Source organism: Micromonospora sp. C28SCA-DRY-2 (assembly GCF_030519475.1).
Classification (GTDB): domain Bacteria; phylum Actinomycetota; class Actinomycetes; order Mycobacteriales; family Micromonosporaceae; genus Micromonospora.
Window position 1 is genome coordinate 624,597 of sequence record NZ_JAUMKD010000002.1, and the last position, 12,742, is coordinate 637,338.

Below are 12,742 nucleotides of genomic sequence, written 5' to 3' on the forward strand. Positions count from 1 at the left end.
GCCGGGTCGCCGGTCAGCGCGCGTGCAGCAGGCGGAACAGCACCAGCCACTGCTCCGGCCAGACGTGCCCGACCGGGGTGGCCGGGTCGAGCCGGGTCGCGCGCAGCGCCGCGGCCAGCCGGGCCCGCGGGTGGTGCCGCGCCAGCGAGGCCGCGAGCGAGCCGCCGACGCCGTCGAACCCGGTCTCCACCATCCGGCGGTACGCGGGCAGCGCGGCCGGGGCCAGCAGCGGTTCGGGCCGCCGCTCCAACCGCAGGATGCCGGCGTCCACCCGCGGTACCGGGCGGAACGCGGTGCGCGGCACCCGCCCCGCCAGCCGCCACCCGAACTCGGGCCAGGTGAGCACCGTGAGCCGGGTCCACCGGCCGTAGTCGCCGCTGCGCCGCCGGGCGTACTCCAGCTGGGTGAGCAGCGTCGCCGCGCGCAGCCGGGGCGCGGCCAGGCACCAGCGGACCACCGCCGAGGTGAGCGACCAGGGGATGTTGCCGATCACGTCGAACGGCTCCGGCGGCGGGTCGGTGGCCAGGAAGTCGGCCTGCCGGTGGGTCACGCCGGGCAGGGCCGCGCAGACCGCTGCCAGTTCCGCGCCGGCGACCGGATCCACCTCGTACGCGATCAGGTGCCGGCAGCGGGCGGCCAGCGGCCGGGTCAGTTGGCCCCGACCCGCGCCCACCTCCAGCACGAGCCGGTCGGGGTCGGGGCGGGCCGCCCGGACCAGCCGGGCGATCACGGCCGGGTCGGCGAGGAAGTTCTGGGAGAGCACGCGACGGGACCGGTCGCGTTCGGTTGCTCGGGTGCGGCGGGGCGCCACGGGTCGTCGTCCTGTCTGTCGCCGGTCGGCGACGGTACGGACAGGCGGGCACGCGAGAGCGGAGCCTGTCCGGTCGGTCGGGGACTCGGACGGCCCTGGTGCGGTGACGCGGGACGGTTCGGCGCGGACAGCAGCGCTCCCGGACCCTGCCGGGGAAGGCGGTCACCCCGCCGCGTGGAGCGGAGGTGGTCACCCCGAGCGGCACCCGACGGCGCGGGTAGCTCCCGGGTGGGTGCCGGAGCGTGCGGAGGATCGATCAGGCGCGGGTCGCGTCCCGGCCGGCCAGGGCCGGACGCCGGACTCGCGGACGGGCCGACAGCAACGGCCCGAAGGCGGCCGGCGCACCGACCCCCTCGATCAGCGCATGCGTACACATGCCGGCCACCCTAACCCCCACCCTGCCCACCCCACCACCGACTTCTCCCCGGTCGATCATGACGTCGGTGACGCGACCCGCCGGGGCGGGCGACCCCACCTACATCCTCACTGTCAGGCGGGGACGGTTACGGTGCAGGAGTTGCGGCGGGCGGTTTCGGCGGCGGTGAGGACGGCGACCACGTCGCGGCCGAAGCGGACGTCGCAGCGGTGGTCCCGGGTGCCCGCCTCGATCTCCTCCAGCAGCTGGTCGATAGCCACCCCGTACGCCTCCACCGCGCTCCCCTGCCCGGGCGGCAGCGTCTCGATGCCGTTCTCGCCGTAGAAGACGAACTCGCGGGTGATCGCCTCGGCCGGCCCCTCCAGGGTGAGCGAGACGGTGCTGGTGGCCCCGCCCGCGTGGGTCAGCAGCAGGTGCACGATCCCGCTCGGGCCGTCGGCGGCCGCCACCCGGTCCACCCGGCCCAGCACCGGCAGCAGGATCGACAGCGCGTGCGGCCCGATGTCCCACAGCGCGCCGTGCTCCCGCCGCCACAGCGACTCCCCGTACGGGCTGCCGGGCTGGTAGATCGAGGCGAACATGGTGGCCCGGGCGTGCTGCCAGCCGCCGGCCGCGGCCGTCGAGGCGAGGAACGCCGTCACGTTCGGGTGGTAGCGCTGGGTGAAGAACACCACCGAGGCCACCCCGGACTGCTGGGCGGCCTCGACCACCCGGTCGGCGTCGGCCAGGCTGAGCGCGAGCGGCTTGTCCAGCAGCAGGTGCCGGCCGGCGGTGGCGGCCCGGGCCGCGATGCCGGCCTGCACGTCCGGCGGCAGGGCGACGGCGATCGCGTCGCAGGCGTCGATCAGCGCGTCGACGTCGTCGAAGGTGGGCACCCCGAACCGGTTCGCCAGGGTCGTGGCGTTCTCCGGGTTGCGCCCCCAGACCCCGACGAGGGTGGCCTTCGGGTGCGCGTCGAGCGCCGCGGCGTGCGTCTCCGCCGCCCAGTGACCGGTGCCGAACAAGCCGAACCGCAGCACGAGAACCCCCGGTGTCGTCGCCGGCCGCGGCGAGCCCCGCGGCCCTGGTCCACGCTAGTCGCCGCGCCCACCGCCCGCCCCCTCGACACCCACGACGGGCGACCGTGACGGCAGTCAGTACTACAGGGGTTAGTAGGCTGTCCCGGTGACCGAATCGAGCACCCGCCGATGACCGCGGCCGCCGCGGCCGGCTCGCCGGTGGACGGGATCCTCGCCACCGCCGCCATCGTGCTGTCGCTGCTCGTCGCGGCCTGGGCCCTGGTCGCGACGCTGCGGCACCGCGCGCCGGACCGCGTACAGCTGATCGGGCTGGCCGTGCTGGAGGTGGCGCTGCTCGCGCTGACGGTGGTGGCGCTGGTCGCGCTCGGCGGCGGGGACCGGCCCGGCGAGCCCGGCGCGTTCGCCGGCTACCTGGTGACGCTGGTCTGCCTGCCGCCGCTGGCCTGGGTGCTGGCCCGGATGGAGCCGACCCGCTGGGGGTCGGCGATCGTCTGCGCGGTCTGTCTGGTCACGCCGGTCGTGGTGGTCCGGCTCCAGCAGACCTGGGAGGTGCTCGGTGGGTGAGGCGCGCACCGCGACCCGCAACCGCACCAACACCGGCCCCGGCCGGTTGCTGATCGCCGTCTACCTGCTCTTCGCGATCGCCGCGACCAGCCGCGCCGGGTTGCAGATCGCCACGAAGTTCGGCGAGGCGCCGGTGGCGTACCTGCTCTCCGCGCTGGCCGCGCTGGTCTACATCGTGGCGGCGGTCGGGCTGGCCCGGGCCGGCGCCGCCGGCCGGCGGCTGGCGCTGGCCTGCTGCTCGGTGGAGCTGGTCGGGGTGGTCGGTGTCGGCGTGCTCAGCCTGGTCGACCCGGAGCTCTTTCCCGACGAGACGGTCTGGTCGCAGTTCGGCAGCGGCTACGGCTACATCCCGCTGGTGCTCCCGGTGCTCGGCCTGCTCTGGCTCTGGCGCACCCGCCACGACCCCGCCTGACCATCAAGGAAGGCCGAATGGCCACGCTCCGCCGGGGAGCGTGGCCATTCGTGGCATCCGGGGGGTCAGTCCTTGGGACCGCCGGCGACGTAGATGACCTGGCCGGAGACGAAGGACGCGCCCTCGCTGGCCAGGAACGAGATGGTGTGCGCGACGTCCTCCGGCCGACCGGTGCGGCGCACCGGGATCTCGGCGGCGGCGTGCTGCTGGAGCGCCTCGAAGTCCACCTTCATCCGGGCCGCGGTGGCCGCGGTCATGTCGGTGACGATGAAGCCGGGCGCGACCGCGTTGACGGTCACCCCGAACGGGCCCAGCTCGATGGCGAGGGTCTTGGTGAAGCCCTGCAGGCCGGCCTTGGCCGCGGAGTAGTTCGCCTGCCCCCGGTTGCCCAGCGCCGAGGTGCTGGAGAGGTTGACGATCCGGCCCCACTTGCGGTCGACCATGTGCTTCTGGGCGGCCTGGCTGAACAGGAACGCGCCGCGCAGGTGCACGCCCATGACCGTGTCCCAGTCGCCGTCGGTCATCTTGAACAGCAGGTTGTCGCGGAGCACGCCGGCGTTGTTGACCAGCACGGTCGGCGCGCCCAGCTCGGCGGCGACCCGCTCGACGGCCGCCTCGACCTGCGCCCGGTCGGCCACGTCGGCGCCCACGCCGAGCGCGCGGCCACCGGCGGCGGCGATGGCGTCCACGGTCTCCTTCGTCGCCGACTCCTCGATGTCGACCACGGCGACCGCCATCCCGTCGGCGGCCAGCCGGCGCGCGGTGGCCGCGCCGATACCGCGCGCGGCTCCGGTGACGATGGCGACGCGGGGCTCCTCCGACATGATTACCTCCCGGTAACTTGGGCTCGATCGAAGGAGCTTAACCCAGGCGTACGCGGGCCGGCCCCGACCCGTTCGGCCGGGCCCGGCCCGCCGTCAGAGACCCCGGCCGCGGCACAGCCGGATCCAGCGGTAGCCGTAGCCGGCCAGCTTGAGCCGGTCGAGCTTGCCCACCGGCTGGTAGTTGCGGTCGGCGAGCACGTCGATCGGCAGGTCCGCCTCCGCGGCCAGCATGCCGAGGTCCACCTCGGCGTCGGCGGTGCCGAGGTTGTGCAGGAAGACCATCGTCCCGGTCGGGCCGTCGGCCCGGTGCGCCAGCACCCCGGGCGGCATCGGCACGTCGATGTGGGTGGTCGAGCCGGAGCCGACCTCCGGGGCCTCCCGGAGCGTACGGATCATGCGCTCGAACCAGGCCAGCAGCGACTTCGGGTCGCTGCGCTGGGCGGTCACGTTGACCTGGTCGTAGCGGTAGTCGCCCTTGTCGATCACCGGGCGGACCAGCTTCTCCGGGTCGGCGGTGGAGAACCCGGCGTTCGGCTGGTACGACCACTGCATCGGGGTGCGGATCGCCTCCCGGCCGGGCAGCGAGAGGTCCTCCCCCATGCCGATCTCCTCGCCGTAGCGCAGCACCGGCGTGCCGCGCAGCGAGAACTGGAGCGAGTACGCCAGCTCGATCCGGCGGCGGTCGTTGCCGAGCATCGGGGCGAGCCGGCGGCGGATGCCCCGGTCGTAGATGCGCATGTTCTCGTCCGGTCCGAACTCGGCGTACACCTGGTTGCGCTGCTCGGCGGTGAGCCGGGAGAGGTCGATCTCGTCGTGGTTGCGCAGGAAGGTGGCCCACTGCCCGCCCTCCGGCAGGGCCGGGGTGTCCCGCAGCGCCTCGATGATCGGTTCCGGGTCCTGCCGGGCCAGGGCCAGCATCAGCCGGCCGTTGAGCATGAAGTCGAAGAGCATGTGCAGCCGGTTCGCCGAGCCGCCGGCGTCGCCGAAGAAGGTCGGCAGCTGGTCGGGTTCGACGTTCGCCTCGGCCAGCAGGACGGCGTCGCCGCGCCGCCACTGCACGTGCTGGCGCAGCTCGGTGAGGAACTCGAAGTCCTTCGGCGAGTTCGGGTTGCCCGGCTCGGTCAGCTCGATGATGAACGGCACCGCGTCCATCCGGAACCCGGAGACGCCGAGCTGGAGCCAGAACGACATGATCTTCTTGACCTCCTCGCGCACCCGCGGGTTGGCGAAGTTGAGGTCCGGCTGGAACTTGTAGAACCGGTGGTAGTACCAGGCCTTGGCGGTCTTGTCGTAGGTCCAGGTCTCGTTCTGCTCGCCGGGGAAGACCATGCCCTGGTGGCGGTCGTCCGGCTCGTGCTCGGACCAGACGAACCAGTCCCGGTACGGCGAGTCCGGCGAGGATCGGGCGGACTGGAACCACGGGTGCTGGTCCGAGGTGTGGTTCACCACCAGGTCGATGATCACGCGGATGCCCCGGTTCTGCGCCTGGTGCAGCAGCTCGGCGAAGTCGCCGAGGGTGCCGAACCGGGGATCCACGTTGTAGAAGTCGGTGGCGTCGTAGCCGTCGTCGCGGTTGGGCGACGGGTGGATCGGGTGCAGCCACAGGCAGGTCACGCCCAGCCGGGCCAGGTAGTCCAGCCGGCCGAGCAGCCCCCGGATGTCGCCGACGCCGTCGCCGTCGGAGTCCGCGTACGTGTCGATGTCGAGGCAGTAGACGACCGCCTCCGAGTACCACCGGTCAGCCATGCCCGACTACCTTCTCCGATCCGTCCACCCGGCAAACCCCGGCGGGCCCGCACCGCGCCCCCGTCCGGCGGTACGGTGCCGGTCATGGACTCCACCCTCGTCCCGGTCGACTGGTCCACCGGGGACTGGCTGAACCCGCCCGTCCGGTCCACCGAGGAGCCGGGCGGCGACCTGGTCGTCGAGCCGGCCGAGGGCAGCGACCTGTGGCGGCACACCAGCTACGGCTTCGTGCACGACGACGCCCCGGCGCTGCTCGCCCCGTTCCCCGCCGGCAGCGCGGTGGAGGTGAGCTTCCGGCTCGACTACACCGAACAGTTCGACCAGGCGGGCGTGCTGGTCCGGGTGGACGAGCGGACCTGGGTCAAGGCCGGGGTGGAGGTCAGCGACGGCCAGCCGCAGGTCGGCGCGGTGGTGACCCGGGAGTTCTCGGACTGGTCGGTCGCCCCGGTGCCGGAGTGGGTCGGGCGGGAGATCACCGTCCGGGCCAGCCGGGTCGGCGACGCGCTGACCGTCCGGGCCCGGGCGGGCGGGCAGCCGTGGCGGCTGGTCCGGCTCGCCCCGCTGACGCCGGAGGCGGCGGCGACGGCCGGGCCGTACTGCTGCGCGCCGACCCGGGCCGGGCTGCGGGTCCGGTTCACCGGCTGGCGCCGGGGCCCGGCGGACGCCGCGCTGCACCCGGAGTGAAACCGGCGGTGGTGGGCGCGGTCACGGTGAGGTGTGACCGCCGGGGCATCGGGTAGAGAAACCGGATCCCCCTTCCCGGCCGGCGGAAAGGATCCTCATGGCACTCGCCGAGAACGTCGACCCGACCCGACTCGGCGGGCTCACCGGCTGGGTGGCGGGGGTGATCGACGCGGCCGGTGCCCTCGGGGTGGCCCTGCTGGTCGCCCTGGAGAGCATCATCCCGCCGATCCCGAGCGAGATCGTCCTGGCGATGGCCGGCTACCTGGCCGGCGAAGGCCGGTTCAACGTCGTGCTGGTGGTGCTCGCCGCCACCGCCGGCTCGCTGCTCGGCGCGCTCGTCCTGTACTGGCTGGGCGCGGGGGTCGGCGAGGACCGGCTCAAGCGCTGGCTGGACCGGCTGCCCCTGGTCGACCTGGACGACCTGGAGAAGGCGGACCGCTGGTTCGAGCGGCACGGCCGGTGGGCGGTGTTCTTCGGCCGGATGGTGCCGGTGGTCCGCAGCCTGGTCTCCATCCCCGCCGGGGCCAACCGGATGCCGCTGACCGAGTTCGTCGTGCTCACCACGCTGGGCAGCGGCATCTGGAACTCGCTCTTCGTCGGGCTCGGCTTCGCGCTGGGCTCCCGCTGGCAGCAGATCGAGAAGTACAGCAACTGGTTCGACTACGGCATCATCGCCGTCTTCGTGGTCATGATCGCCTGGTGGGTGGTGAAGAAGACCCGGCGTCGCCGCTCCCGCCGGCACCCCGCCGACGCCACCCGCTGAACCCATCGGGCGCGCTGCCCCGCGACCGGAGACCGGCCGCGGGGCAGCGCTCCCGCGTGCTCCGGGTCAGGGCAGCGTGTCGAGGTGTGGGGCGACGGTACGGGCGAAGGCGTTGTTGTTGGTCACGTCCCAGTTGACCGACCAGGTCATCGCGCCACGCAGGCCGGGGTAGGTGCGCGGCGGGCGGAAGCTGCCGCAGTTGGTGCCCCGGGTCAGGCAGTCCAGCGCGGCGTTGACCACGCTCGGCGCGACCACTCCCCCGCCGGCCGCGCCCGGGCCGGCCGGCAGGCCCAGGCCCACCTGGTCCGGGCGCAGCCCGGCCTCCAACTGGATGCAGGCCAGCGCGACGATGAAGTTCACCGTGCCCTGGGCGTACGCGGCGTTGTTGTCGCAGCCGAGCATCGCCCCGGAGTTGTAGAACTGGGTGTTGACCACGGTGAGGATGTCCTTGATGTCCAGCGCCAGCTTGAAGTAGCTGGCGCCGGGCGACTGCATGTCGATGGTCTGCGGGGCCATCGCGATGATCAGGTTGGCGCCGACCCGTGACCGCAGCGAGCGCAGCGCCTGGGCCATGTAGGTCGGGTTGAGGCCGTTCTCCAGGTCGATGTCGACCCCGTCGAACCCGTAGCGCTGGATCAGCGCGTACACCGAGTTGCTGAAGGCGACCGCGGAGGCGGCGTCGTTGACCGCGACGCGGCCGGTCTCGCCGCCGACCGAGATGATCACCTTCTTGCCCCGGCTCTGCAGCGTGCGCACGTCGGCGGAGAAGTCGGCGTCGGTGTAGCCGCCGAGCGCCGCCGACAGCCCCGGGTCGACCGCGAAGGTGACCGCGCCGGGCGTGGCGGTGGCCTCGGCGAAGGCGACCGCGACCACGTCGTACTCGGCGGGCACGTCGCGCAGCCGCAGCTCGACCGCCGGATTGTCGAAGTTGTGCCAGTAGCCGGTGAGGATGTGCTTCGGCAGGCCGGTGGTCGGCGGCGGCGTGGTCGGGGGCGGCGTCGTCGGCGGCGGGGTCGTCGGCGGCGGGGTGGTGGTCGGCGGCGGGGTGGTCGGGGTGCCGCCGCCGCAGGGCGCGCCGTTGAGCAGGCAGTTGGTCGGGGCGCCGGGGCCGCTGCCCAGGAAGCCGAAGGAGACCGAGGCGCCGGGCGCGATGCTGCCGTTCCAGGACCGGTTGGTGAACGTGTGGCGCTGGCCGGAGGAGGTCAGCAGGGCGTCCCAGTAGCTGCCGAGGGTGGTGCCGGCCGGCAGGTCGAAGCTGACGCTCCAGCCGTTGACGGTGGAGCCGCCGCCGTTGGTGATGGTGTACTTCCCCTCCCAGCCCGACCCCCAGTCGGACGTCTTCACGAAGCTCGCGGTGGCCCCGGCGGCGAACGCCGGCAACGCGACCCACACCGCCCCCACCGCCGCGGTCAGCGCGGTGACCAGCGACAAGACCAGAGCTCTGGAACGTTTCACGGCATCCTCCACACCCGGGCGACATCAACAGCCATCAACGTTGGCGCTTATTATTAAGACTGTTAACTGTTCTTGTCCAGAGTGGGCGCCGCCCGGCCGGCAGCGAGGCACCGGGCCGGGCCCCATGCCATGGGCCCGGCCCGGTGCGGCTCAGCGGCGGAAGGTGAACCAGTTGACGTTGACGAAGTCGTTCGGCTGGCCGCTGCTGAACGTCAGGTAGACGGTGTGCCGGCCGGTGACCCCGGCGACGTTGCCGGGGACCGAGCGCCAGCTCTGCCAGCCGCCGGTGTTGGCGATCGCGAAGCTGCCGATCGGCGGGCTGGTCGGGCTGTCCACCCGGACCTCCACCAGGCCGCTCACCCCGGCGCCCGCGCCGGAGGCGACCCGGGCCAGGAAGTCGCGGGGCGGGGTGGCGCCGAACTCGACGTCGTCGAAGCGCACCCAGTCGCCGGTGCGCAGCGCGCCGATGTTCTGCCCGCCCTCGGCGCAGGCCTCGACGATGACGCCGTTCTGGGCGTTGAACGACTCCGCCTGGATGGTCGCGTACGCGTCCCGCGTCCCGCCCGGCGGCGGGGTGGTCGGCGGCGGGGTGCCGCCACCACCGCGGCTGTAGACGGCGACGTAGTCGACCAGCATCGGCCGGCCCGGGACGGTGGCCGCCGTCGGCGTGGCGGAACCCGCCACCCCGTTCGGGAACGCGCCCCCCATTGCCACGTTGAGCAGCAGGAAGTAGCCGGCGTGGCTGGTCATCTGCGACCAGTACGGCTCGCCGACCCGGGACTGGTTCACCGTGTGGTAGAGCTGCCCGTCGACGTACCAGCGCAGCTGCTGCGGGCTGACCGAGGCGTCCCACTCGAACCGGTAGGTGTGGAACGCGGACTGGCAGGTGCTGCCGGGGCAGGCCCGGGACGCGCCGATGCCGTTGAACTCGTCGCACGGCCCGCCCGGGGCGACGCCGCAGTGCAGCACCCCCCACACCGAGTTGATGCCGTTGACGTTCTCCATCACGTCGAACTCGCCGATCCCGGGCCAGTTCTGGTAGTTGCCGCGGTAGGGCGAGCCGAGCGCCCAGAACGCCGGCCAGTAGCCGGCCGCCTGCGCCCCGGTCACGTTGGGCATCTGGATCCGGCCCTCGATGGCGAGCACGCCGCCGGAGGGCGGCTTGAAGTTGCTGCGGACGGTCTCGATCCGCGCGGAGGTCCACCGGCCGGAGCCGTCCCGCAACGGGGTGATCCGCAGGTTGCCGCCGCCGTCGTGGCTGACGTTGGCGGTGCTGTTGGTGTACGTCTGGATCTCACCGGTGCCCCAGTTGGGCGGCCCGCCGGGGTAGCTGGTGCCGGTGTCGATGATCCAGTTGCTGGCGGACGGCAGCGTGCCGGCCGCGCCGGTGAAGTCGTCGCTCCACACCAGACTCCAGCCCGAGGGCGGTGGCGGCACCGCGGCGTTCGCGGTCACGGTGACCCCGGCCAGGACGGTGGTGGTGGCGGTGAGCAGGGCCAACGCCAGCGGGAGCCGGCGTCGTGCGGGCAGGGCGGCAGGAGCCGCCGGGGCAGGTCGCATGGGCATGCCTCTCTGCGGGGACGGGGCGAGAGAGCGCTCTCTCAGGAGTTGTACGGGCATCGGACGAAGTTGTCAACGTCGATCGATGTCGGCCCCGGCCGGCGCCGGCCGGGGCCGCCGCAGCACCGCCTGCTCCAGCGCCGACCAGGCGGTGGTGGTGACCAGGTAGATCACTGCGGCCAGCGGCAGCACCAGCGCCACCAGCACCGTCGCGTACGGCAGCAGCGGCAGCAGCCGGGCCAGGGTCGCCGCGCCCGGCCCCGCCGCCGGGGCGCCGGCCACCGTCCCGGTCTCGGCGGCCGTGCGCCGGATCCGGCGCGACATCCACCAGGCCAGCACCACCAGCAGCGCCAGCAGGACGGCGAACAGCGGCCCGGCCGCGCCGGCCAGCCCGTCGGTCAGGTGGTGCCCCAGCCGCACCCCGGCGAGCCGCTCGTCGAGCAGCCCGGTGCCGCCCTCGGTGGTGGTGAAGAGCCGGTACATCACCAGCAGGAACGGCGCCTGGAGCAACGCCGGCAGGCAGCCGGTGACCGGGCTGGCGCCGGCCGAGCGGTAGAGCCCGAACAGTTCGGACTGCAACCGGGCCGGATCGTCGGCGTACCGTCGCTGAAGGTCGCGGACCTGGGGAGCGAGCGCCGCGCGGCGCCGCTCGCCGCGGACCTGCGCGACGGTGAGCGGTGAGATCAGCAGCCGGACGGCGACGGTGAGCAGGACGATGGCGGCCGCGGTGGCCGCGCCGCCGGCCAGCGGTTCGAGCAAACCGGCGAGCCAGGACAGGGCAGCGCCGGCGGCGCCGACGGCATCGTGCAGCGGTGCGAAGGCGAGCATGGTGGGACCCCTCGGTCGATTCCGGGTGGGCGCCCGCCGGACTGGTCCGGGTCGGGCGCGGATGACTGCGGAATCGGCCGCGCGGCGGGCGGCTACGCGGCCGAGGGGCACACCCCGGGCGCCCGCGGCCGGGGCCGGCCGGGCGCGTCGGGGTCGACCTGGCGGGGCACCCGGCGACGCCGGGCCCGGGCGCGCAGCGCTGTCGCCCGCCCGAAGGCCGCCGGTGCGCCGGCGCCGGCAACGGCGTGCACGGCGAGCAGCGCGGTCAGCAGCACCAGCGCGGCGCCGGCGAGCAGCTCGGCCGGGCGGTCCGCGAGCAGGGTCAGCTCGGCGAGGGCGTACGCCCACGTCCCCAGCACCAATCCGAACGCTCCCGGCACGGGCTCAGCCTAGGACCCGTTGTCACCCCGCCGCCGGCCATCGCGGCGCGCTCTCCCGCGGGTGGCCGCGACACGCCGCCGACGCGCCCGGGGCGGCGTTTCCGGCCGTGACCACGGTGGGTAACCACTGCCGGCACGGCGGCCGGACGGCCGTCGACGGTGCGGAAACGGATGGTGGTCACGATGAGCGGCCAGGTGGCGACGGCCCCGGGCGCGGCGGCGGAGGGAACCGACCTGCTGACGGTGGGCGTCGAGGAGGAGTTCCTGCTCGTCGACCCGCACACCGGGACCGCGGTGCCCGCCGTCGACCTGGTCCTCGACCAGGTGCCGGCGGAGCTGCGCGGGCAGGTGGAGCGGGAGTTCCAGACCAGCCAGATCGAGATCGGCAGCCCGCCCGGGCTGGAGCTGAGCTCGATCCGGCACTCGCTGAGCCTGCTGCGCGCCGCGCTCGCCGACGCGGCGGAGCGGGCCGGCGTACGCCTGCTCGCCATCGGCACCGGGCCGGTCGACGGGCCGGTGCCGCCGGTGGTCGACAAGCCCCGGTTCGACCGGATGATCGAACGGTTCCGGCTGCTGGTCCCGGGCCCCGGCAACAACGGCATGCACGTGCACGTGGGGGTGCCCGACGCGGAGACCGGCGTGCAGGTGCTCAACCACGTCCGGCCCTGGCTGCCCACGCTGCACGCGGTGACCGCCAACTCCCCGTTCGCCCGCGGCGAGGACACCGGGTACGCGAGCTGGCGTTCGGTGGAGTGGGAGCGCTGGCCGTCGGTCGCGCCCACCCCCTACCTGGAGTCCCACGAGCACTACCAGCGGCTGATCCGCCAACTGATCGCCAGCGGGGTGATGCTCGACGAGGGGATGCTCTACTGGTACGCCCGGCTCTCCGCGAAGTACCCCACGGTGGAGATCCGGATCGGTGACGTCTGCCCGTCGGTGGACGACGCGGTGCTGGTCGCGGCGCTGGTCCGGGCCCTGGTGGCGACCGCGATGGAGGACATCGCGGCCGGCCGCCCGGCCATCCGCGCCGATCACCACCTCCTGGTCGGCGCGCACTGGCGGGCCGCCCACGACGGGCTGGAGGGCGACGGGGTGGACCTGACCGACGGCGAGCTGCGCCCGGCCTGGCAGTTGCTGGACGACCTCGTGGCGCGGGTCCGCCCGGCCCTGGAGCGGCACGGCGACCTGGCCGAGGTGACCGACCTGCTGGGCGCGCTGCGCCGGCACGGCAGCGGCGCCGCCCGGCAACGGGCCGTCTTCGCCCGCACCGGCCAACTGGCCGACGTGGTGGCGGACGTCGCGCGGCAAACCCGCGGCTGA

At 73.9% G+C, this 12,742-nt stretch carries 13 protein-coding genes; 5 read left to right on the forward strand and 8 right to left on the reverse strand.

Annotation, left to right across the window (positions count from 1 at the left end; translation table 11 throughout):
• Positions 1-13: 13 nt before the first annotated feature.
• Both erm and Q3W71_RS11340 read right to left on the reverse strand, forming a co-directional pair.
• Entirely contained in the window at positions 14-811 is a 798-nt protein-coding gene (gene erm, locus Q3W71_RS11335; RefSeq protein ID WP_302919254.1) for an ErmE/ErmH/ErmO/ErmR family 23S rRNA (adenine(2058)-N(6))-methyltransferase, read from the reverse strand.
• Positions 812-1,300: 489 nt separating this feature from the next.
• Positions 1,301-2,206 carry a Gfo/Idh/MocA family protein gene (locus tag Q3W71_RS11340; protein ID WP_302919255.1) on the reverse strand — a complete coding sequence of 302 codons (906 nt, stop codon included), beginning with the start codon at positions 2,204-2,206 and terminating at the stop codon, positions 1,301-1,303.
• Positions 2,207-2,374: 168 nt separating this feature from the next.
• Here Q3W71_RS11340 and Q3W71_RS11345 point away from each other — a divergent pair, with 168 nt between their 5' ends.
• Both Q3W71_RS11345 and Q3W71_RS11350 read left to right on the forward strand, forming a co-directional pair.
• Positions 2,375-2,770 (forward strand): hypothetical protein, encoded by a 396-nt coding sequence (locus Q3W71_RS11345; RefSeq protein WP_302919256.1) that lies wholly within the window; start codon positions 2,375-2,377, stop codon positions 2,768-2,770.
• Positions 2,763-3,182: a hypothetical protein gene (locus tag Q3W71_RS11350; protein ID WP_302919257.1), complete on the forward strand. Its 420-nt coding sequence runs from the start codon at positions 2,763-2,765 to the stop codon at positions 3,180-3,182. Before Q3W71_RS11345 ends, Q3W71_RS11350 begins: the two co-directional genes overlap by 8 nt.
• 65 nt (positions 3,183-3,247) lie before the next feature.
• Here Q3W71_RS11350 and fabG read toward each other — a convergent pair whose 3' ends face one another.
• On the reverse strand, positions 3,248-4,006 hold the full coding sequence (gene fabG / locus Q3W71_RS11355) for a 3-oxoacyl-ACP reductase FabG (RefSeq protein ID WP_302919258.1): 759 nt from the start codon (positions 4,004-4,006) through the stop codon (positions 3,248-3,250).
• Between the two features lie 93 nt (positions 4,007-4,099).
• On the reverse strand, positions 4,100-5,752 hold the full coding sequence (locus Q3W71_RS11360) for an alpha-amylase family protein (RefSeq protein WP_302919259.1): 1,653 nt from the start codon (positions 5,750-5,752) through the stop codon (positions 4,100-4,102).
• An 84-nt stretch (positions 5,753-5,836) separates the two neighbouring features.
• Here Q3W71_RS11360 and Q3W71_RS11365 point away from each other — a divergent pair, with 84 nt between their 5' ends.
• Both Q3W71_RS11365 and Q3W71_RS11370 read left to right on the forward strand, forming a co-directional pair.
• Positions 5,837-6,436, forward strand: coding sequence for a DUF1349 domain-containing protein (locus Q3W71_RS11365; RefSeq protein ID WP_302919260.1), 600 nt, complete (start codon positions 5,837-5,839; stop codon positions 6,434-6,436).
• Between the two features lie 97 nt (positions 6,437-6,533).
• Positions 6,534-7,199, forward strand: a complete 666-nt coding sequence (locus Q3W71_RS11370; protein WP_302919261.1) for a DedA family protein — start codon at positions 6,534-6,536, stop codon at positions 7,197-7,199.
• A 66-nt stretch (positions 7,200-7,265) separates the two neighbouring features.
• On the opposite strand, the gene Q3W71_RS11375 is transcribed toward Q3W71_RS11370, so the two are convergent.
• From Q3W71_RS11375 to Q3W71_RS11390, 4 genes are all read right to left on the reverse strand, one after another.
• Complete coding sequence (locus Q3W71_RS11375; RefSeq protein ID WP_302919262.1) at positions 7,266-8,654, reverse strand: chitinase; 1,389 nt, start codon at positions 8,652-8,654, stop codon at positions 7,266-7,268.
• 150 nt (positions 8,655-8,804) lie between these two features.
• The gene (locus tag Q3W71_RS11380; RefSeq protein WP_302919263.1) at positions 8,805-10,214 is read right to left on the reverse strand and encodes a carbohydrate-binding protein; all 1,410 of its coding nucleotides are present in this window, start codon (positions 10,212-10,214) and stop codon (positions 8,805-8,807) included.
• 72 nt (positions 10,215-10,286) lie between these two features.
• The gene (locus Q3W71_RS11385; protein ID WP_302919264.1) at positions 10,287-11,042 is read right to left on the reverse strand and encodes a membrane protein insertase YidC; all 756 of its coding nucleotides are present in this window, start codon (positions 11,040-11,042) and stop codon (positions 10,287-10,289) included.
• 92 nt (positions 11,043-11,134) lie between these two features.
• Positions 11,135-11,422, reverse strand: a complete 288-nt coding sequence (locus tag Q3W71_RS11390; RefSeq protein WP_302919265.1) for a DUF6412 domain-containing protein — start codon at positions 11,420-11,422, stop codon at positions 11,135-11,137.
• Positions 11,423-11,605: 183 nt separating this feature from the next.
• Between Q3W71_RS11390 and Q3W71_RS11395 the strand changes: the two genes are divergently transcribed.
• A complete protein-coding gene (locus tag Q3W71_RS11395) occupies positions 11,606-12,742 on the forward strand; it encodes a glutamate--cysteine ligase (protein ID WP_302919266.1) in 1,137 nt (378 codons plus the stop codon).